The sequence below is a fragment of the Polaribacter marinaquae genome (assembly GCF_038019025.1).
In the GTDB taxonomy this organism is placed as follows: Bacteria; Bacteroidota; Bacteroidia; order Flavobacteriales; family Flavobacteriaceae; genus Polaribacter; species Polaribacter marinaquae.
Genome location: NZ_CP150496.1, coordinates 1,949,424 through 1,971,156 on the forward strand (window position 1 = coordinate 1,949,424; position 21,733 = coordinate 1,971,156).

Genomic DNA, 21,733 nt, shown 5'->3' on the forward strand with positions numbered 1-21,733 from the left:
TTATATCATTTTTGTTTAATTTATATATGTCTAAAATAATTCGTAATTTCGAACTTCTAAATTAAACAACTAAAACGTAATAACAAAATGACGGATTTTGGAATAAAAAACGCCTTACAAGAATTAGGTTTAAAAGATATAAATAATGGTACATCTACCGGTTCTAATAACTTTTCTAACGGAGATGTTATAGAATCTTACTCGCCAGTAGATGGTAAGTTAATTGGTAAAGTAAAAACGACTACCAAAGAAGATTATGAGAAAGTGATGGAAACTGCAACAAAAGCATTTTTATCATGGAGAAATATGCCTGCACCGCAAAGAGGAGAAATTGTACGCCAGTTTGGTAATAAATTAAGAGATTTAAAAGAACCTTTAGGAAAATTAGTTTCTTATGAAATGGGAAAATCTTTGCAAGAAGGCTACGGAGAAGTTCAGGAAATGATAGACATTTGTGATTTTGCTGTAGGTTTATCTAGACAATTAAACGGACAAACAATTCCGTCTGAAAGACCAGGACATGTTATGAGAGAACAATGGCATCCAATTGGTGTTGTTGGTATTATTTCTGCATTTAATTTTCCGGTTGCAGTTTGGGCATGGAACACTGCTTTGGCGTGGATTTGTGGTGATGTTTGTGTTTGGAAAGCTTCTGAAAAAGCACCTCTTTGTTCTATTGCTTGTCAAAACATAATTGCAGACATTTTAAAAGAAAATAATTTACCAGAAGGAATTTCTTGTATTATAAATGGAGATTATAAAGTAGGTGAAATGATGACTGCTGATACTAGAATTCCGTTAGTTTCTGCAACAGGTTCTACAAGAATGGGAAGAATTGTTGGCGCAAAAGTTGCTGAACGTTTTGGAAAATCTTTATTAGAATTAGGTGGTAACAATGCCATTATTATTACACCAACTGCAGATTTAAAAGTTGTAGTTCCAGGAGCTGTTTTTGGGGCTGTTGGTACTTGCGGACAACGTTGTACATCAACAAGAAGATTAATTATTCACGAATCTGTTTATGATAAAGTAAGAGATGCAATTGTTGGCGCTTATAAACAATTAACTATTGGAAATCCTTTAGATGAAAAAAATCATATTGGCCCATTAATCGATAAAGATTCTGTAAATACATATTTAGAAGCTATTGAAAAAGCGAAAAATGAAGGCGGAAATGTTTTAGTAGAAGGTGGTGTTTTAGAAGGAAAAGGTTACGAATCTGGTTGCTACGTTAAACCCGCAATTATAGAAGCAGAAAATCATTTTGAAATTGTACAGCACGAAACTTTTGCGCCAATTTTATACTTAATGAAGTATTCTGGTGAAGTTGAAAATGCAATTGAAAAACAAAATGGTGTTGCTCAAGGTTTATCATCTGCAATTATGACCAACGAAATGAAAGAAGCAGAGAAATTCTTGTCTTATGCAGGTTCAGATTGCGGAATTGCAAACGTTAATATTGGTACTTCTGGTGCAGAAATTGGTGGTGCTTTTGGTGGCGAAAAAGAAACTGGTGGCGGTAGAGAATCTGGTTCTGATGCTTGGAAAGTGTATATGAGAAGGCAAACAAATACTATAAATTATTCTGATGAATTGCCTTTAGCACAAGGAATTAAGTTTGACTTGTAAAAGAAATTCAATTTTATAAAATAATAAAGCCTCAACGTAATATAGTTGAGGCTTTAATTTTACTTGATATTTAAAATTCCGTTTTTTAATTCAATTGCAATATTTCCCTGGCTTACTTTGTTTTCTTTTACTTTTTTCTCTAAAATTTTATCAAGTTTTTTATCCTTAGAAAGACCAAAAGAGGTTTTGGTTTCGTTCATATTTAAAGTGGTATTATGCCCAAACACATCCATAGAAAAGTTTGACTTTGTTATGTTATATAAATTTAGTTCAGAATAATCTCCTTTTAAATTGAATTTTATGAAGTTTTTACTAAAATTATATAGGTAAAGTTTGCTATTAAAATCGTTAAGACCTACATTTTTACCAATTTCACCAATTTGAATTCTTGATGTTTCTGTAGCAAAACTAATATTAGACATTTCTCCAATAACCACTTTATTCATATCTAAAAACTCTATTCTTCCATTATTAATTTCTTCAGCTTGAAAAATTCCATTCGAAGCAATAATTCTATTTTCTTTACCAAGAATATTTTTGAATTTAAAAGTACCTTTAAAACTATTTAAAAGTAAAGGTTGAGTAATATCATAATTAAAAGTCAAGTTAGAGTTTATCGATTTCACCCTTAATTTCATGTATTTAGGGAGTTTAACAACAAATTTTTTAATAATTACTTTTTTGTTTTTAATAGAACTTCTTGATTTGGAATTATTTGTCCTTTTCAAAAAATCTGTTAAATAACTTCCTTCACTGAAACCAATTTCATTTAAAATAGAATCTTTTGTTTTGTATACTCCCTTTCTTTCTTTTTCTTTTTTTATAAAATCTTTCATTGAAATAAAAACAGAATCTGTTTTAAAATTTGGTGTAAATTCTGGATAGTATAAAAGATTAATACCTAAAAACTCTGAATTTTTTACGTTTAAAGTAAGTAATCCATTTTTATGTGTAGTTTTAACTTTAGTTTGATTTTTAATCATTTCCCTTTTTCTATTAGAATATCTTCCAAAAATCATAGAATAATCAAAATGAATTTTATCATCAAAAGATTCTTCAAAAATAATGGCAACATTGTCTAAGTCTAAGTTTAAAATGGTGTTTTTATCAACTTTATAACTCTTTTTTAAAATAACTTCTTTCGTTTGTGCAATAGAGATACTTGTTAATATACAAAATAAAATACTAAATATATATGGTTTCATTACTGGCGTTTTTTGGGTTCAACTCTTTAATGTGCTCATTAATTTCTTTAATTAATTGCAAACGTCTTTGCAGGTTCGTTATTAAAGATTCTAATAAATTAATATCGTTTGGAAAATTTTTTAATTGTTTTGTAATTTTTCGATATTCTAATTTTGATTTCTCTAATTTTTCTTCATATTTATGTACTAAAATCGTGTCTGTTGCAATTTCTTTAAAACTATTCCATTCTTTGTTTATAGAATTTAAATAGTCTTTTTCAATAGCTTGCATTTGCAGTTCGATTGCTGATTTTTGAGGCAAAGCAATCGTATTTTTATAAAGCAACACACTAGAAATTATCAACAATAAAGAAGCAGCTATTTTTAAAAGTTTATAACTCTTTTTAGGTTCTTTTTTAGTTTGATGTTCACCTAATTTTTTGATAAAATCTTCACGATGATTTTTTGGTAAATCTTTTTTAAAATCATTTTTTACCTTAAATAAATCTCTAATATCACGTTCCATATTCTTCATTTTTTAAAAGGTTTCTTAACGCTAATTTTCCTCTTCTTAATTGGGTTCTAGACGTTTTTACCGGTATTTTTAATATTTCGGATATTTCTTCATGATCATAACCTTCTATTAAATACAACTTTATAACTATTTGATATTTAAAATTTAAAGAATCTATAGCATACAGAATTTCTTTTTTCTCAATGTTTGCATCAAAATTCCAATTCGTATCATCTAAAATTTCTAAAGGATAATTATCTAAAGAAATAGTTTCTAATTTTTTCTTTTTTAATATATCAATACAAGTATTAATAACTATTTTCTTTAACCATGCACCAAAACTGTTGTCCTTCTTATAAGATTCTAGATTTAAAAAAGCTTTTAAAAAAGCATCTTGCATTGCATCTTTTGCTTCTTCTTCATTTTTAAGATACCTACATGCTATAAAAAACATCGCTTCACAAAATAAATCATAGAGCTTTATTTGAGCTTTCTGATTCCCTTTTTTGCTTTTTGAAATTAAAAGATATAATTCTTTAGACATTAATTAGTTGGTTCTATTATTAAAAACGAAAAAGATAGTTAAAGGTTTCATTTTTCTTAATTTTTATTTCTAAAAATTAAACTATCTTTAATTCTTTTAGTCTAAAGTTCATGAAATCAGCACATATTCAACATTTATATAACAGAATTGGTTTTGGTATTTCACCAAAAGAATTGGCTTGTTTATCAAAAAAAAGTAAAAAAAATATTATTAATGAACTTTTTAAAGCTTCAGAAAACACAACTATTTTACAAGGTGATACTTCTTTTTTAAATGGTAAAAGCTATCAAGATTTTAAAAAAGAGCGAAAAAAACTTCAAAAAATAAGTAGAAAAAAAGTAAAAGAATTTTCTATTGCTTGGTTTACAAGATTAAATAATCCTACAGAAATTTTACGTGAAAAAATGACCTTATTTTGGGCAAATCATTTTGTTTGCGAAAGTAAAAACATTTTGTTTGCAGAGAGTTACAACAATGTACTTCGTAAAAATGCCTTAGGAAATTTTAGAGATTTTATAAAACTGGTTTCTAAAGAAGCTGCAATGCTTAGTTACTTAAACAATAAACAAAACAAGAAAAAAAGTCCGAATGAAAACTTTGCACGTGAATTAATGGAACTTTTTACGCTTGGTCAAGATAATTATACCGAACAAGATATTAAAGAATCTGCACGTTCTTTTACGGGTTATAATCACAAGTTTAAAGGTGAGTTTATCTTTAGAGAAAAACACCATGATAATAATGAAAAATTCTTTTTTGGTAAAAAAGGTAATTTTAATGGTGATGATATTATAGATATTATTTTAGAACAAAAACAATGTGCTAGATTTATTTCAGAAAAAATTTACCGATATTTTGTTAATGAAAACATCAAAACAAAGCATATTGATGAGATGGTTGATGTGTTTTACAAGGATTATAATATCGAAAATTTAATGCGTTTTGTATTACTTTCTAAATGGTTTTATGCGGAAGAAAATATTGGAACTAAAATAAAATCGCCTATAGAACTCTTAGTTGGTATAAATACCATTGTACCTTATAAAATTGAAAAAAAGAACCAAATACTGTTGGTTCAAAAATTGTTAGGACAAATATTATTGAGTCCGCCTAATGTTGCAGGATGGAAAACTGGACGAAATTGGATTGACAGCAACACCATTGTAACGCGCTTACGTTTGCCTTCTATTTTGTTAAACAATGCAGAAATTGCTTATTCAGAAAAAGGAGATGAAGAAACAATGATTACTAATTTTAAGAAAAGAAAATTAAGAAAAAAAGCTTTTATAAAAGTAAGTGCAGATTGGAGTTCTTTTGAAGAAAATTTTAAAAATAAATCGAATAAAGATTTGGTACATCTAATAATTACATCAAAAGTAAATAAAGGCACAGCAGAAATGTTAGAGAGAAATGAAAAACTGTCTAAACATGATTTTGTTGTACAATTAATGAGTTTGCCAGAATATCAACTTTGTTAAAATAAGAACACATGAAACGTAGAGATTTTTTAAAACAATCAACTTTTGCTTCTGGAATGTTTTTTGTGCCTCAATTTTTAAAGGCTTTTGAGCACAACACCAACTCGATATTTAGCAATAAAAAAGTAGTTATTATTCAGTTAAAAGGAGGTAATGATGGTTTAAACACAGTTGTACCTTTTAACAACGATATTTATTATCAACAAAGAAATAATATCGCCTTAAAACAAGCAGATTTATTTAAAATTTCTGATGAAGTAGGGCTTCATACAAGCTTACAACCTTTACAAAAACTGTATGACAAAGGTTTTTTAAGTATTATAAATAATGTTGGATATCCTAACCCCAACTTATCTCATTTTAGAGCTACAGATATTTGGCAAACTGCTAGTGATAGTAATGAGTTTTTGCAAAACGGTTGGGTTGGGCGTTATTTAGATTTTATTAAAGGAAACCCTTACACTGCTATTGAAGTGGATGAAAGTTTGTCTTTAATGATGAAAGGAAAAACACAAAACGGATTAGCAATTACAGATTCTAAAATGTTTTACAACTCTATGAAAGCACCGTTTTTTAACAACGTTGTTTCTAATTATAATGATGCGCATCTAAGTGAACATAATTTAGGGTATTTGTATAACACCATGATTGATGCAAAATCGTCTGCAAAACATATTTACGAAAAAACGAAAACAAAAAACTCTTCCGCAGAATATCCTAAAAATTTATTTGGTAAACAATTAAAAAATATTTCTCAGTTTATTAATTCCGGATTAGAAACCCAAGTATATTACGCTGGTTTAAGTGGTTTTGATACACATGCTAACCAAACAAATACACAAGCAAGATTATTGAATTTGTATGCAGAAACTATGGAAGTTTTTATAAATGATTTACAAAAAAATAACACTTTTGATGATGTGCTTATTCTTACTTTTTCAGAATTTGGTAGACGTGTAAAACAAAACGAATCTAAAGGAACAGATCACGGAACAGCAAATAATGTTTTTCTGATGGGTAAAAACCTAAAAAACCAAGGTTTGTATAATAGTTTGCCAAATTTAGCGAACTTAGATAAAAACGGAAATTTAAAATACGAAATAGATTTTAGAGAAATTTACGCTACTATTTTAGACAAATGGTTAAAAGTTGATGATACTGCTATTTTAAACAAATCGTTTTCTAAATTAGGATTTATTTAAAACTTGATATTCTAAAAATATTCTGCTAAATTCGTTCGTCTTGTAATTGTATAATTAACAAGCTATTATAAAATATATTTTTAAGGCATAAATATTATTGTAAAGAATAATGATCTCACTTAATAAGACGATAGCGTACACCCAAAATTGGAAACCTACTTTTTTGATTGCTTTATTGTTAGGTACAGTAATTCCGGTTTTGTTAATTACCTTAGAGCCTTTTGATAATAGTAATAGTTTTTCATATAAATATTTAATTCTTTCTGGTTATTCCGTTTGTATAATAATACCGATTTTAATATTTCATCCTATAGAAAATTACGTTTACAAAATTCAAACAAAACGATGGTTTATAGTAAACGAGTGTATTTATATTATTAGCACATTATTTGTAATCTTTATTTTTTCTTTCTTTTATCACTTCTTTGTAATTAGCGGTTTAACTTCTTTTACCTATGAATTAATCTGGAGTTTTATAAAATCTTTTGGAGTACCTTTTACACCTATTGTAGTGCCTTTGTGGCTTTATTTACGGTCTAAATACGGTCAAATAGAAGTTCCTGATTATGATAAATCGAGCACTAAAAAGGTTAAAAAAATTACTATTAATGGAACCAATAAATCTGAAACCTTAACCATTTTTGAATCGGATTTTATTTTTGCAAAAGCCCAACAGAATTATGTAGATATTTATTTTAATACAGATAAAGGCATGCAACAAAAAACTTTAAGAAGCACGCTATCTAATATTATAAAACAACTACCTAAAGCTTGGCAAGTGCATCGCTCTTACTTGGTAAATTTAGATTATCTTAAAACTGTAGAAGGCAATGCTAGAAAACGTTTTATAAGAATTACAACAACCGAAGAGACTATACCAATTTCTCAGGTTTACTATAAGGCACTTAATAAAAGACTTTCAAATTCGTCCCAAGAGCTTCAAAAATAGCCCGTGTATTTCAATTTTAACCCAAAAACCTCAGGTTAATCACACTCTTTTTTTTCATTTGTTTTAATGTGTTCTATTTGCTGTGAACTTAAAAAACTAACAAATGAAAACTCTTAATTTTTTTATCGCAGTAATTTTATTACTAATTCTAACAAGTTGTTCTTCTAGTAAATATGTTAACTATTTAGAAGATCATACAGAAGTTGTTAAAATGACAGATTCTCTTCAATTTAATTCACTTGATGATAGCTTCTATAATAACAAACTATTTTTAGTAGGCGAAGTTCATGAAGTTGAAACATCCCCAAGAATAGATTTCGCAATGTTTACACAACTTAACCAGAAAATACATATTAATACATATTTAGCCGAAATGGATATTGCTCAAGGTTATTATCTTCAAGAATATATAAAAGGGTCAAATGAAATTACATTGAAGGAGATATTAAAAAAATGGCCAGTTTACATAGGTAGAATATCTGAACAACATAGAAATAAATGGGTAAAAATGAGAGCTTATTATGCTCAACTTCCTCATGACAAAAAGTTTAATCTAGTAGGAATTGATAGAATTGCAGATTTCGATTTGATTAGAAAACTATTAAAAGAAAAACTACCTGTAGCATATCATAAAGATATTGATAGTGAAAATGAGTATTTAATTTCTTGGTCTAAGAATAAACTAGATATGATTATAGAAAAAGAAAAACCTTATTTGAGTATGAATACGATCAATTTATTAAAAAATATAGCGTACAATTTAAATAATTATAAGGTTACAAGAAGTAGAGATAAATTCATGTTTCATAACTTTAAAAGATTATACACACAAAGGAACTGGGAAAACAAAAATCTATATAGTGGATTGGGTTTTTCACACACATTACAAGCTTATAGATATACTTTTGCTGGTCGAATTAAAAAAGATATGCAATTACCTTATTCTAATAAAATGGTTAGCTTAAATACGTTGTATGTAGATTCTAGGTTAACTGTTGATAGTAAAGCGTTACCAAAGTTTATGCAAGATAAAGGCAAAGCATTTACTCGATTTAAGTATTCTCAAGATAATAGGTTATTTATGTATATTGAAGGTATAGCGGATTATAAAAAAGTTACAGAACCAAACTCGATAAGCTTACTTAAATTAGATGCTACAGATTCTCCTTATCTAAACTCGTCTAGAGGTACTAAAGTTAAAAAGCTTATAACCATTTGGGATGCTTACGATATTATAGATGGCACATCTACAACAGACTATGCACAATATATTTTGTTTGTTAGAAATGCAGATTGGATTAAGCCTGATGAAAACTAGATAAATAAAAAAAGAGCTTATCATAAATGATAAGCTCTTTTTTATTTTACAAAACTAAGATTAGTTGTTTAACGCTTCTGCACCACCAACAATTTCAAGAATTTCATTTGTAATTGCTGCCTGACGTGCTTTGTTATAAGTTAATAACAATTCGTCTCTTAAATCTTTAGCATTGTCTGTTGCTTTATGCATTGCAGTCATTCTTGCTCCGTGTTCAGATGCAAAACTATCTCTTAATGCTTTATACAATTGCGTTTTTAAAGATTTTGGTATTAAAGCCTCTATAATTTCTTCTTTAGAAGGCTCAAAAATATAATCAGAATTTACAGCACTTGCATCACCACCTTCGATTGGTTTAATCGGTAAAAATTGCTCTACCTGTGTAATTTGAGTAGCGGCATTTTTAAATTGATTGTAAACAATTTCAATTTTATCATACGTACCATCAACAAATAACTCCATTAAGTTTTCTGCAAGAGAAGCTACATTACTAAAAGTTAAATCATCATATATATCACTTCTATTAGCTGTAACATTATATCCTTTAGATAAAACATCATTTCCTTTTTTACCTATTGTAAATAAATCTACAGAAGTATTGCTATATTTTTCGTTTATAGTTTTTACTACTTCTTTTGTAATAGAAGAGTTAAAACCACCACATAAACCTCTATTAGAAGTAATAACAACTAATAAAACTTTAGAAACATCTCTTTGTTTAGAATATTCTCCACTAGCATCACTTTCTAATGTTGCGCTTAAATTTTGCAACAATTCTGTAAGTTTAGAAGAATATGGGCGCATAGCCGTAATAGCATCTTGCGCTTTTTTCAACTTTGCAGCAGATACCATTTTCATGGCAGATGTAATCTGCATTGTAGATTTAATAGAAGTAATTCTATTACGTATTTCTTTTAAGTTAGCCATACTATGAGTATTTTATTATTCCCGCTTTCGCGGGAATAATAACTATATGTTATGCAAATTGCTTAGAAATTTCTTTAGCTGCTGCCTCTAAAACATCAGTAGCTTCGCCTGTTAATTTACCAGACTTTAAAACATCTAAAGTATCTCTATGCTTTGCGTTTAAATAATCGATATAATCTTTTTCGAATTTCTTTACTTTTTCTACAGGAACATCTTTTAGTAAGTTCTTAGAACCTGCATAAATAATTGCAATTTGATCTTCTACAGAAAAAGGATCGTTTTGAGCTTGCTTTAAAATTTCAACATTACGTTGTCCTTTAGAAATTACACTCATTGTTGCAGCATCTAAATCTGAACCAAACTTAGCAAAAGCTTCTAATTCTCTAAACTGAGCTTGATCTAATTTTAAAGTACCAGATACTTTTTTCATGGCTTTAATCTGAGCATTACCACCAACACGAGATACAGAAATACCTACGTTAATTGCTGGACGAACACCAGAGTTAAATAAATCTCCATCTAAGAAAATCTGTCCATCAGTAATCGAAATTACGTTTGTTGGAATATATGCAGAAACGTCACCCGCTTGTGTTTCGATAATTGGTAATGCAGTTAAAGAACCTCCACCTTTTACGATTCCTTTTAAAGAATCTGGTAAATCGTTCATTTCACTTGCAATTTTATCATCATTAATAACTTTTGCAGCACGTTCTAATAATCTAGAGTGTAAGTAAAATACATCACCAGGATAAGCTTCACGTCCTGGAGGTCTTCTTAATAATAAAGAAATCTCACGGTAAGCAACAGCTTGTTTAGATAAATCATCATAAATAATTAAAGCTGGTCTTCCAGAATCTCTAAAATACTCTCCAATTGCAGCTCCGGCAAATGGTGCATAAACTTGCATTGCTGCAGGATCTGATGCATTTGCTGCTACAATTGTAGTATAAGCTAAAGCTCCTTTTTCTTCTAACATATTTGCAATTGCAGCAACTGTAGAAGCTTTTTGACCGATAGCAACATAAATACAATAAACTGGCTCACCAGCATCGTAAAATTCCTTCTGATTTAAAATAGTATCTAACGCAACTGTAGATTTACCTGTTTGACGGTCTCCAATAATTAACTCACGTTGACCTCTACCAACAGGAATCATTGCATCAATAGATTTAATACCTGTTTGTAACGGTTCTGTTACTGGTTCTCTATAAATTACACCAGGAGCTCTTCGCTCTAAAGGCATCTGATAAGTAGTACCTTCTATTGGTCCTTTACCATCAATTGGGTTTCCTAAAGTATCTAAAACACGTCCTACAACTCCTTCACCTGCATTTAATGAAGCAATTCTTTCTGTACGTTTAACAGTAGAACCTTCTTTTACTGATGTAGCAGTACCTAACAATACAACACCCGCGTTATCTTCTTCTAAGTTTAATACGATTCCTTCTAGACCTCCTTCGAACTCTACTAATTCACCATATTGAACATTAGATAGACCGTAAACACGTGCGATACCATCACCTACTTGTAAAACAGTTCCTACTTCGTTTAAAGTAGCTTTAGCTTCAAAATTTGTTAACTGTTCTTTTAAAATTGCTGATACTTCAGCTGGTTTAATACTTGCCATCTTTTATGATTTGATGTATAATTAAATTTTTGGAATGAAATGACTGTTGTCAAATTCCTTTCTTAATTCGTTTAAATAATTAGAGATACTTGCATCATACTGCACATCTCCAACGCGTAGAATAAATCCTCCTAAAATATCTGGATTTATAACATTTTCTAGATTTGCTTTGTTACCTGTTAAGGCTACAATTTTATCTAAAACTTGCTTTTCTACTTCTTCTGTTAAAGGTACTGCTGTTGTTACCTTGGCAACCTGCGTACGCTTTAAGTGATCAAAAACAATTGCATATTTTTGTGCAACTGGGCGCAACATTGCAATTCTTTTGTTATCTTTTAACAAATGAAATAAACCTAGTGTAATATTGTTTACTTTACCCTGAAACAATGCCGTTAGAACATTCATTTTGTCTGATGCTTTAACAATAGGGCTGTTTAACATTACCTCTAAATCTTTGTTCTCTGCAATGGTAGCAGCTACTAACGACATGTCGTCATTAACCGCAGCTTCAGACTTGTTGTCTAATGCTAGATTTAAGATTGCTTTAGCGTAACGTAATGCTGCTCTTGCGTCTTTCATTTATACTTAGTTTAAAGTAACTTCTTTTAAAATACCTTCTACTAAATCTAGTTGGTCTTTTTTGTTAGATAATTCTTTTTTAATTACAGATTCTGCTATACCAATAGATAATTCTGCAACATTCTTTTTAATTTCTGCTAAAGCTGCTTGCTTTTCTTGTTGAATAGAAGCGTTTGCCTTTTCTATTAAATTTGCTGTAACTTCTTTTGCATCTTCTTTAGCATCAGAAATAATTTTGTCTTTTATTTCTCTTGCCTCTTTCATCATTGCATCTCTTTCTGCTCTTGCTTCTTTTACAAGCTTTTCGTTATCTGCTTGTAAATTCTGCATTTCTCTACGTGCATTTTCTGCAGCTTGTAAAGCATCTTCGATACCATTCTCTCTATCTTCTAAAGAGTTTAAAATTGGTTTCCAAGCAAATTTTTTCATCAAAAATAATAAAATTATTAAGATGACGATTTGCATAAAGAACAACCCTGGTGAAAAATCGTTTAATAAAGTTTCCATGCTATAAACTAATTATATTGTTTTTTGTTTAATTTAAAAACACTTTCTGTAACCAACCGTTACAGAAGAGTGTTTTTGTTTCTTTTTTAGGAAATTATGCTTTCCCTAAGATTAATGCACCAAATGCTAAACCTTCTAATAGGGCTCCAATGATGATCATTGCAGTTTGAATTTTACCAGCTGCCTCAGGTTGACGAGCAATACCTTCCATTGCTTTTCCACCGATTTGACCTAATCCAATTCCACCACCGATTACGATTAATCCTGCTCCAATTAAATTGTACATACTAATTGATTTTTAAATATATTAATTAAACAAATTCTAATTCTTCTTTTGTACTTGATTATGCATCAAGATTTCTAATGATGATCGTGTTCTTCAACAGCCATCCCAATAAATAACGATGATAACATCGTAAAAATAAACGCTTGTAAAAAGGCTACTAAAATTTCAATAACCATAATAAATAATGCCAACACTAAAGACATACCTGTAGACGCTACTGGCCCAAAAGCTTCTTTCATTGTTACCATTAAAGCAATTAAACTCATTACCACAAAGTGACCTGCTGTAATATTTGCAAATAAACGCACTAACAAAGAGAAAGGCTTAATTAAAATAAAACCTGCCAATTCTATTACTGCTAATATTGGTCTTAAAATTACTGGTACACCTGGCATCCATAATGTGTGTGCCCAAAAATCTTTACTACCGTTTGTAATGTAAATTACCATTGTAAATAAAGCCAAAGCAACTGTAACTGCAATTTGACCTGTTACGTTGAAACCTAACGGAGTTAAACCTAATAAGTTCAAAATCCAAATAAAGAAAAATACCGTTAATAAAAAGCCCATAAACTTTTTATACTTTTTCTCTCCAATATTTGGTCTTGCTATTTCGTCTCTAACATAAATTACCAAAGGCTCTAAAACTCTACCAAATCCTTTTGGTACTTTTCTAGATTTGTATTGTTTTGCTAATGCAGAGAAACCTAAAAACATTAAAAGAGAAGCAAATAAAATACCTACTACACTTTTTGTGATCGAAAAATCTAATGTTTTATGAGCGTTTGTTGCGTGGTGTGTTTCATCAAAAGAAACAGCTGTTGCTCCTTTTTCTAATTCATAAATCTTGCTATGAATTTTTGTGAATTTTAATCCGTTTTTTTCTACAATTACATGTCCATCATCATTATGATGAAATTCTGAAGACATAAAAGTTACTAAACCTTCGCTAGACCATAAAATTACAGGTAAAGGAAAACCAAAATGTTTTCTTTCTCCTTGATCTGTAGAATAAGAGAAAAAAGTAAAGTCGTGAGAATCTTTTAAGTGATGTTTAATATAATCAGTAACTTCTTCTTGTGTATTTACCTGACCACCATCGTTTTCCGAATGGCTTTTCTTACCTGTTTCTGAGGCAAAAGTTGTACTTGTAATAACCGCTATTACTGCTATTGTAAAAAACTTAATTATTTTTTGTGCAATCTTCATTGTAAAAATACGCTTTCTAAATTCGGCGCAAAGGTACGCAATAATTCAAAAGTACAAACCTTTTTTTCAAATTTAAATTTATAGTTTTTTATTTCTAATTTTTGATACGACAATTCCTTCTGTTGATAAAAAAACGAAAGTGGGTAATAAGAATGATAATTTTGCTATAACAGACAAAGAATCTCTTTCTATTATTGATGAATAAAAGGCTACGCAAAAAAACAGTAATTTTAAAAATAAAGCTCCTAAATATATATAACCTAAGTCTTCTGGTTTTTTATTAACACTTTGAAGTAATAATAAATTTACACAAATTAGTATAGAAAAACCGCTATGAAAAAGATATAGTTTTTGCAGGTTAAAAGGTAGTATTTCTTTATAACTCTCTATAATAATTTGATGTAAAAAAAAGCCTGAAAAATGTAAACCAAGAAAAACTACGAGTACAATTACTATTTTTTTAATCATTTATTTTATTTGCTTGTTTAATAAGAGCATATGTTGCTAAAAAAATAGCAACTAAAGTAATTGTTGTTGTTAAAAATGAAGTGTCTAACTTTTTATCTAACCATTCTCCTAAAAGAAAGCCTAAATATATTGTTAACCCCATTTGCAAGCCCGCACCAGATAACTGTATTGCTTTATTAAGCGGTTTTTTCTGAGCGTTTTTTTGTTTCATTACCACTTTTATTAAGTTCTTTTAATGCACCCTTCATTGCACAAGTAGCATTAAAAGTGGCACCTGGTTCTATAGATAGTTTACCTATAACCACATCTCCAGAAATATTTGCTGTACTTTTTATTGTTAACGTATTTGCTACAGATAAATCGCCAGAAAATTTACCTTCTATATCTGCATTAGTAGATTCTACAGTACCTTTTATTACACCTTCAGAACCAATAATTACTCTTCCTTTAGTTATTAAAGTACCTTCTAATATACCGTCTATTCTAAAATCTCCTTCAGAGACAATATCTCCTTTAAATGTAGAGTTTTTGGCTATTACATTTCTTTCCATAGTTCTTGGGTTTGCTTTTTTCTTCTCTTTTTTAGGTTCTTTGCTGCTAAACATTACTCTTTTGTTAATTGTTTTAAAATTTCTTTCGCTTTTTTTCCTTCTTCTGTACTTCCGTAATTAATAGCAACAAATTCTAATGCTCTTTGATAAGTTTCTTTATCTAGGTACTTACCAATTGCATATGCTTTTAAAAGCTCGAATTTTGGTTTTAATTTAGAATTATTAATTGTAGGTAAAACATCGTTTACATTAACAAGAACGTTTTTAAACTCTCCTTTTTTGTAAAGATAATATAGTTTTTTGTAAGTTTTTTCTACCTCGTTTACAACTTCTTTATTTTCTATTTTATTTTCTGGATTTTTTATAATCTGAGCAAAAACCGTGTTGGGATATTCTGATAGAATAACATTTTTATGTGTATTCGATTTTTCTAAATTTCCGTTTTTATTATAAATTTGATACAAATGCCAATTTATTGGTAATACTAACTCGGCTTTCGGATTTAAACTTAGCACTCTTTCTAATCTTCTTATTGCTAAGTTTTCGTTTTTAAATTGTTCTTTATAAATTAATCCTAATTCGTATAAAGCTTGATTTCTATCTATTTTTAAAGTGTCTATTTTTTGTTTATCTGTCGGAATTGTTTCTAAATAACTAGCTAAATCGTACCTAGTATTTATTTTTGAAACATTTACAGAATCGGTATTTCTAGTATTGATGCTTGCATTTGCAGACCAACGCCAATTGTCTTCTAGCTTTCTTTTTCCCCAAATTTTCTGGAATTCTGTTTTACCAAAACTAACTACTTGGCTATTATAAAAATACCATTCGCCTTTACTATTAGTTTGTAACGAACTTGAATTTGCACCAAATGCTATTTGATTTAGTCTTAATTGAGCAGCTTCTTCGTCTTGCTTTTTTAAATTTTCTATATAATTTTTAAAATAAGATTCTTGCTCATTTTTTGGTAAAGATGCAATTCTAATTATACTATCGTTTGTAGCAACTACATTTTCGAAATTAATTAACGACGCTAAGTTTTTATACTTTCTTTTTACTCTTCTAATTCGAAGTGCTAAAGAATCTGTAGAAACATTTAAAACACTATCGTAATAACTACTTGCAAATTGATACTCAGAGTTTTTAAAATATAAATTTCCTAAATTCTCGTATGTAAAACTTTTCTGCTTATCGCCACCATTTTTGGCTCTTAAAGATCTATTGTAATAATCTACAGCCAAAGCAATACTATCGTTTTTTTCGTGTAAAGAGGCAACTTGATAATACAACTGATCTAAATATGGTCTATTATCTCTATCTTTTATCAATTTCTCTAACCTAGACAAAACACTCGATGAAATAGAATCGTTAACAACGTTCTTTGCCAATTCTATATTTGCATGAATTTTATATTTGTATGGTGCTTTTTTAAAGTTTGCAAGTTTGTTAAAAACGGCTGCAGCAGAATCTTTTTTGTTTTCATTGGCATACATTTGCCCTAAAACAAACATATTTCTGGCTGCTTGTGCTTTATTTTCTTGTGTTCGTGTAGCTAAAATTAAATGTTTTTTTGCTTTTTGTAAACTATCAGATTTTACATAAGCCATTGCCAAAGCAGTATTTGCTTGCTCTTTTATATCGTTTGGCAAATCTGCTTCTAGAGTATCTGTAACAACCAATAAAAGTTTCATGGTTTCTATGGCAAACTCTTCATTATCCATTCTAATATTTGCTTTTGCACGCCAAATTTTAGTTTCTGCAATTAAATTTGCATTCGGATAATTTGCAATTACATAATTAAATGCTTCTACAGCAGGTACAAAACGTTGCGAATAATAACGGGCTTTACCAAGTAATAAATAAGCATCGTCTATTTTTCGGTTTCTTTCTAAACCGTTAATATTCATGCCATGTTTTTGTATTGCTTTTACCGCTTTTTCTTCTGCCTTTTCAAAAGGACCAGCAGGTTGTGTAGTTGTTGTTTTTTCTTTTTTGCTGCCAAAACCAGCACCGAGACTATTGTTTTTAAAAGTTGGCGCAACAATTTTACGATCATCAAAAACAATTGGTTCTATTGGTAGTTGCTGAAACCAATCATCTTTATAACCTTGGTTAATACCTTCTATTCCTTTTTTAAATGCTTCTTCACCATTAAATAAAATATTAAAATGAGACGTTAAAGCGTGGTAGTTTCTACTAATAACAGTATCTTTCTTTGTACTACATGCGTAGATTGTTCCTAAAAGAACGGTAAATAGAAGTATTTTGTTTAGTTGTTTCATAAAATTAAAAAACTCTTATCTAAAACTAATTTCTAGTGAAAATAGTATAAATAAGAGTGTAAAAATAGTAATAAATTAAGAATAGACTAAAATGTAAGAAAACATTTATGCTATTGTGGTTATTTGTTTTGTTTTTAATTTGTTACAAAGCAAAATAACTTTCTAATTCTTTTAAGGTTTCTTCGGATGTTTTTATGTCGTTTACCACGGTTCCTTTATCTAAAACCACGATACGTTCGCAAACCTCTGTTACGTGTGTTAAATCATGACTAGAAACTAAAACGGTAATATCTCTATCTTCTGTTAGTTTTTTAATAATTTGCTTTAATCTAATTTGTGTTGTGGGATCTAAGTTTGCAAAAGGCTCATCTAAAATAACCACTTTAGGGTTTCCCATCATTGCAGCAACAATGCCGGCTTTTTTCTGATTTCCTTTACTTAAATCTCTTAAATATTTCTTTTTCCCAACAATTTCCCCATTAAAAAAATCTTCGAACTGTGCTATAAATTTAGCAACATCTTCTTTATTCATACCTCTTAAATCACCAATAAAATCAAAATATTCTTCTGGTGTTAAATAAGATATTAAAAATGATTCGTCTATAAAAGAACCTGTAAAATTTTTCCAATCTTCGCTTTCACTAACAACTATATTATTATTTTTAACAGAACCAGTTGTTGGTCTAATCAAATCTAATAAAATATTAAATAAAGTAGTTTTACCTGCACCGTTATTACCAACCAAACCAAAACTTTGACCTGTTGGAATGTCTATTTTTTCTACGTTTAAAACTTCTGTTTTTCCGTATTTTTTTGAAACTGTATTTATTGTAATCATTGTTTTTTATTTTTAGGTTTAATTATGCTTCTTTTCCGAAAGCATTAATCATCACATATTTGTTTTTTATGTACTGTTTTTCTATCAGGTTTAAAGCATATTTTTTACATAATAAACTTATTATTCCTATAGATGCCACTACGATGTAACCAGAATTACCGCCCACAAATTTGTCGAACAACCAAAAAACCAACATAGGAAAAACCATTAATGGCAGTATAATTAAAAACTGAGTTGCACTTGTACCTTGTGTGTTACCAAATCCGCTTTTATTTAAATCAATTCTTTTTCTATTAAAAGATCCTGCAAATAATAAAAAGAGTGAATTAAAACCGATATTAAAGATTGCACCGGCGGTAATCATTAAAAAAATATCGATTCCGAAATACAAATACGGAAAACTTAATATGTATAAAAAAGAAGTCATAAATACCATTAAAATCCATTTAGATTCTAAAAACTTACGGTATTTAAAACTTTGACTCATTAACATTTTATAATGCGCACTATCCCAAGCAGGAATAAACTGACCGTAATTTAGGGCAAAACCACCTGTTACAAATAAAGAGGCAAACATTAACATTGCTGGCATTTCTCTGTATGTTTTTTGGGTGAAAAATATCAATCCGTAGAACAAAAATAAAAACGACATTAAAAAGACAGTTTTAGTTCTTTTATTTCGCCAAATTAAACGCATATCGTTTTTAATAAATGGCGCAACATCTCCTAATTTATCAGTAAAAGATAAGTCTAAAGATTTTGCTTCTTCTACTTTTTGAGAAACTGCTTCATCTAAATACACAAGGTTTCTTAATTGTTTGTAGTTTAATTGATACAACAAAACCAACACCACTAAAAAAATTAATGCGTAAATTGGGTTTTGATAAATGCCATCAAAAACAGAGCCACCGTACGATGTAACATCAAAAATATTAAACTTTTGTAAACCAATTAAGGTTAATAAAGTAACAGCTATTACACCTAAAGCAACTTTATTTTTATTAATTAAAAAATTTAAAAAATTGGCAGATTGAATAATTAATATCAGCGCAAATAACCAACCTAAAACACCCGAAGTATTGTAACCCTCTTTTATTAAAACTACAGAAAAAGGGATGTAGAAAAATAAACCTAAGATGTTAAAAAACGAAACAGAAGATTTACCTAAAACATAATGTACCAATTTACTTTTTTTAATTGGTAAAATTAACATAGGTTTTATATTCATAACCGGCAATTTCTGCATTAGATATCTAAAAATTAAATCTCCTAAAATTGCATATAACAAATAAGAATTTACCAATTGTAATGGGTCGGATTCTGGAAATTGTTTCTTTAAAATATAATAACCTCCAATACCTATTATTAAAAAAGTAGCTAAAAAATACAGGACAAAAAAGCCCATAATTATTTTAATGGCAATACTTTTTCCGAAAGAAGCTGATCGAAGAAATTGCTTCCATTCTAGTTTTAAAAAGCGTAACATCATAAGTTTAATAATTAGTTAGATTGATAATAAGTAGTTAAGTAATACAATTTGTTACAAATTATTTACAATTTTATACTCGGGATATGTTTCTATTAACAATTGTTCTGCTTTTTCTGGCAACACATAATTAGAAATATAAAACAAAATGCACAACAACGTTAAGACTACAGAAATTGCAAAAAGCCAATAGATATTTAAGTGACTAAAATCGAACCTTGTTAAGTTAGCAATGTTAAATAAGTTTACAAAAGTAAAGCCAGTGTATGTGTTTTTGGTTGTACCAAGCATTGCCTCTAACAAAAAAACTTTCTCTTTTTTAATTTCTTTTTCTTTATGCTTTTTTCTAATTTTATAAGCGCTGATTCCTTCTAAGCTTATTAAAATCAATAAGGTTCCTAAAAAAATATATTCTGAAAACTTTACTTGTAAAACAGTAAAAAATGCTAAAAAAACAGTAATTGTAATTACAATTTTTGGAAGTGTAAACCACTCTTTGGCAAAGTTTAGAATAATGTTCCAGTAGCGTTTATTCATTTGTTTTTGCTTTTCTTCTACAACATCCATAAAACCAAAAATGCCAAATTTTTTAAAAGATTTATCTCGAGCGTCTTCAAATGATAAATTCGGATTTTCAATCCAAATTTCTTCAATATCGTTTGCCAAATGGTCTACCAATTCGCTTTGTACATCGTAATGATAAACGTAATGTTTTCGTGTAAATTTAAAAAGTTGCGCTATATGGTTTTGAGTAAGTTTCATTATCAAAATAAATTATGAAAATTTATATTCTGGATACGTTTCTTGTAATAATTCTTCTGCTTTTTTAGGAATAACAATTAGAGATACATAACCAAAAAGAATTAGTAAAGTAATTATAGCAGCAGACAAGGCTTTTCTAAAATCGCCCATCAACAAAAAATCTTTAGCATTATCTGGAAATAAAAAATCGAAAGCGTACAATAAAATTAAAGCAGAATTACCAATACCATTAATAGCTATAATGTTTTCGAACATCCATTTTTTACCTGTTTTATCGGTTTTCTTTTTTAATTTTCTACTATTTTTAATTATTGTATAGCACTCTAAAAGAATTACAACAATAAAAACGGCGATATACATATTGTATGCATTTGGTAATTTTTGTAATTGATAAAAACCTAAAAAAAGCAATGCTGTAAGCACTATTTTAGGCAATCGAAACCATTCTTTTATAAATTTTAGAATAATTTTAAAATACCTTTTTGTCATTTGAGTTTGTTTTTGCTCTACAACATTCATAAAGCCAAAAACACCAAATTTTTTAAATGATTTATCTCGTGCATCTTCAAATGATAAATTCGGATTTTCAATCCAAATTTCTTCAATATCGTTTGCCAAATGGTCTACCAATTCGCTTTGTACATCGTAATATTCTACATAATGTTTTCTAGTGAATTTGTAAAGTTCTTGTATGTGGTTTTGGGTCAGTTTCATAGCTTATACAATTACATTAGGGTAATATGTTTTTACAAATTGCCTATTCTTATTATACACAAATTCACCAGACCAATAAAAGAGTAAAAGCAACACAAATACCGCTAATTGAATATTGTTATATATCGGATTTAAAAAACTTTCATCGGTTCTAAAATCTACAGAATAATAAAATAATTGAAACAATTGCATTATCAACATATTAAAATTGTTAGATCTTTCTAATGCTAAAAACTTAGTTTTCTTCTTATTTCTGTAGAAAAATAATATTAAAAAAACGAAACAACTAAAAAGAGCAACTAAAGAAAAGGTTTCAAAAAATTGCTTTTTATCTTCAAAAAGGTTCATCAATAAAAACAAAGCATAAAATATACCCGCTGATATTAAAATTCTAGGAAGTTTAAAAAATGTAATTAAGTGCTTTAAAGTTGCCTTATAGAATTTCTTTTGAACTGCTTTTGTTTTATCCTTTAAAAGGTTACTAAAACCTCTATCAGAAAAATTTCTGTGGATATTTTGTATTTCCTTTTTGAAATTTATATCAGGATTTTTAGCTAACTTTTGCTCTAAAATATTGGCAAAATGATCTACAATTTCTGTTCTAACATCGTAGTATTTTATTCCGCAAGAAAACACGTAATTGTCTATTTGCAAAAGTTGTTCTTTTGTTAATTCCATAG

23 protein-coding genes are annotated in these 21,733 nt (G+C 28.8%); 5 read left to right on the forward strand and 18 right to left on the reverse strand.

The window, feature by feature from the left end:
* The first annotated feature begins 87 nt into the window (after positions 1–87).
* Positions 88–1,629, forward strand: coding sequence for an aldehyde dehydrogenase family protein (locus tag WG950_RS08780; RefSeq protein ID WP_340931719.1), 1,542 nt, complete (start codon positions 88–90; stop codon positions 1,627–1,629).
* Between the two features lie 59 nt (positions 1,630–1,688).
* On the opposite strand, the gene WG950_RS08785 is transcribed toward WG950_RS08780, so the two are convergent.
* From WG950_RS08785 to WG950_RS08795, 3 genes are read right to left on the reverse strand one after another with little or no spacing between them, the layout of a single operon-like run.
* Positions 1,689–2,834 carry a hypothetical protein gene (locus WG950_RS08785; protein WP_340931720.1) on the reverse strand — a complete coding sequence of 382 codons (1,146 nt, stop codon included), beginning with the start codon at positions 2,832–2,834 and terminating at the stop codon, positions 1,689–1,691.
* Positions 2,815–3,339: a hypothetical protein gene (locus WG950_RS08790; RefSeq protein WP_340931721.1), complete on the reverse strand. Its 525-nt coding sequence runs from the start codon at positions 3,337–3,339 to the stop codon at positions 2,815–2,817. The genes WG950_RS08785 and WG950_RS08790 overlap by 20 nt, the downstream gene beginning before the upstream one ends.
* Positions 3,329–3,871 (reverse strand): RNA polymerase sigma factor, encoded by a 543-nt coding sequence (locus tag WG950_RS08795; RefSeq protein WP_340931722.1) that lies wholly within the window; start codon positions 3,869–3,871, stop codon positions 3,329–3,331. The genes WG950_RS08790 and WG950_RS08795 overlap by 11 nt, the downstream gene beginning before the upstream one ends.
* A 110-nt stretch (positions 3,872–3,981) precedes the next feature.
* Here WG950_RS08795 and WG950_RS08800 point away from each other — a divergent pair, with 110 nt between their 5' ends.
* The 4 genes from WG950_RS08800 (at position 3,982) to WG950_RS08815 (ending at position 8,818) form a co-directional block, all read left to right on the forward strand.
* Positions 3,982–5,349, forward strand: coding sequence for a DUF1800 domain-containing protein (locus WG950_RS08800; RefSeq protein WP_340931724.1), 1,368 nt, complete (start codon positions 3,982–3,984; stop codon positions 5,347–5,349).
* An 11-nt stretch (positions 5,350–5,360) separates the two neighbouring features.
* Positions 5,361–6,551 carry a DUF1501 domain-containing protein gene (locus tag WG950_RS08805; protein WP_340931726.1) on the forward strand — a complete coding sequence of 397 codons (1,191 nt, stop codon included), beginning with the start codon at positions 5,361–5,363 and terminating at the stop codon, positions 6,549–6,551.
* A gap of 163 nt (positions 6,552–6,714) precedes the next feature.
* Positions 6,715–7,500, forward strand: a complete 786-nt coding sequence (locus tag WG950_RS08810; protein WP_340931727.1) for a LytTR family DNA-binding domain-containing protein — start codon at positions 6,715–6,717, stop codon at positions 7,498–7,500.
* Positions 7,501–7,603: 103 nt separating this feature from the next.
* Positions 7,604–8,818 (forward strand): hypothetical protein, encoded by a 1,215-nt coding sequence (locus WG950_RS08815; RefSeq protein WP_340931728.1) that lies wholly within the window; start codon positions 7,604–7,606, stop codon positions 8,816–8,818.
* A gap of 60 nt (positions 8,819–8,878) precedes the next feature.
* On the opposite strand, the gene atpG is transcribed toward WG950_RS08815, so the two are convergent.
* The 15 genes from atpG to WG950_RS08890 all read right to left on the reverse strand — a co-directional run bounded on the left by atpG (position 8,879) and on the right by WG950_RS08890 (position 21,731).
* Positions 8,879–9,745, reverse strand: a complete 867-nt coding sequence (gene atpG / locus WG950_RS08820) for an ATP synthase F1 subunit gamma (RefSeq protein WP_079737840.1) — start codon at positions 9,743–9,745, stop codon at positions 8,879–8,881.
* Between the two features lie 49 nt (positions 9,746–9,794).
* Positions 9,795–11,372 carry a F0F1 ATP synthase subunit alpha gene (gene atpA, locus WG950_RS08825; RefSeq protein ID WP_340931732.1) on the reverse strand — a complete coding sequence of 526 codons (1,578 nt, stop codon included), beginning with the start codon at positions 11,370–11,372 and terminating at the stop codon, positions 9,795–9,797.
* Positions 11,373–11,393: 21 nt separating this feature from the next.
* Entirely contained in the window at positions 11,394–11,951 is a 558-nt protein-coding gene (gene atpH, locus WG950_RS08830; RefSeq protein ID WP_077810728.1) for an ATP synthase F1 subunit delta, read from the reverse strand.
* 6 nt (positions 11,952–11,957) lie between these two features.
* Positions 11,958–12,458, reverse strand: a complete 501-nt coding sequence (locus WG950_RS08835; protein WP_077810727.1) for a F0F1 ATP synthase subunit B — start codon at positions 12,456–12,458, stop codon at positions 11,958–11,960.
* 94 nt (positions 12,459–12,552) lie between these two features.
* The gene (gene atpE, locus WG950_RS08840) at positions 12,553–12,744 is read right to left on the reverse strand and encodes an ATP synthase F0 subunit C (protein WP_013620961.1); all 192 of its coding nucleotides are present in this window, start codon (positions 12,742–12,744) and stop codon (positions 12,553–12,555) included.
* A gap of 74 nt (positions 12,745–12,818) precedes the next feature.
* Positions 12,819–13,952, reverse strand: coding sequence for a F0F1 ATP synthase subunit A (gene atpB, locus WG950_RS08845; RefSeq protein WP_077810726.1), 1,134 nt, complete (start codon positions 13,950–13,952; stop codon positions 12,819–12,821).
* Between the two features lie 78 nt (positions 13,953–14,030).
* Positions 14,031–14,420, reverse strand: a complete 390-nt coding sequence (locus WG950_RS08850) for a DUF6168 family protein (RefSeq protein WP_340931744.1) — start codon at positions 14,418–14,420, stop codon at positions 14,031–14,033.
* Positions 14,413–14,631, reverse strand: coding sequence for an AtpZ/AtpI family protein (locus WG950_RS08855; RefSeq protein WP_077810724.1), 219 nt, complete (start codon positions 14,629–14,631; stop codon positions 14,413–14,415). Before WG950_RS08855 ends, WG950_RS08850 begins: the two co-directional genes overlap by 8 nt.
* Positions 14,597–15,025 carry a bactofilin family protein gene (locus WG950_RS08860; RefSeq protein WP_077810723.1) on the reverse strand — a complete coding sequence of 143 codons (429 nt, stop codon included), beginning with the start codon at positions 15,023–15,025 and terminating at the stop codon, positions 14,597–14,599. Before WG950_RS08860 ends, WG950_RS08855 begins: the two co-directional genes overlap by 35 nt.
* Positions 15,025–17,253, reverse strand: coding sequence for a tetratricopeptide repeat protein (locus tag WG950_RS08865; RefSeq protein ID WP_340931748.1), 2,229 nt, complete (start codon positions 17,251–17,253; stop codon positions 15,025–15,027). Before WG950_RS08865 ends, WG950_RS08860 begins: the two co-directional genes overlap by 1 nt.
* Positions 17,254–17,395: 142 nt before the next feature.
* The gene (locus WG950_RS08870; protein WP_077810721.1) at positions 17,396–18,091 is read right to left on the reverse strand and encodes an ABC transporter ATP-binding protein; all 696 of its coding nucleotides are present in this window, start codon (positions 18,089–18,091) and stop codon (positions 17,396–17,398) included.
* Positions 18,092–18,113: 22 nt separating this feature from the next.
* A complete protein-coding gene (locus WG950_RS08875; RefSeq protein ID WP_340931749.1) occupies positions 18,114–19,580 on the reverse strand; it encodes a DUF5687 family protein in 1,467 nt (488 codons plus the stop codon).
* Between the two features lie 51 nt (positions 19,581–19,631).
* Positions 19,632–20,339, reverse strand: a complete 708-nt coding sequence (locus tag WG950_RS08880; RefSeq protein WP_340931751.1) for a hypothetical protein — start codon at positions 20,337–20,339, stop codon at positions 19,632–19,634.
* A 12-nt stretch (positions 20,340–20,351) separates the two neighbouring features.
* The gene (locus WG950_RS08885; RefSeq protein WP_340931753.1) at positions 20,352–21,053 is read right to left on the reverse strand and encodes a hypothetical protein; all 702 of its coding nucleotides are present in this window, start codon (positions 21,051–21,053) and stop codon (positions 20,352–20,354) included.
* Between the two features lie 3 nt (positions 21,054–21,056).
* Positions 21,057–21,731 carry a hypothetical protein gene (locus WG950_RS08890; protein ID WP_340931755.1) on the reverse strand — a complete coding sequence of 225 codons (675 nt, stop codon included), beginning with the start codon at positions 21,729–21,731 and terminating at the stop codon, positions 21,057–21,059.
* Positions 21,732–21,733: the final 2 nt, after the last annotated feature.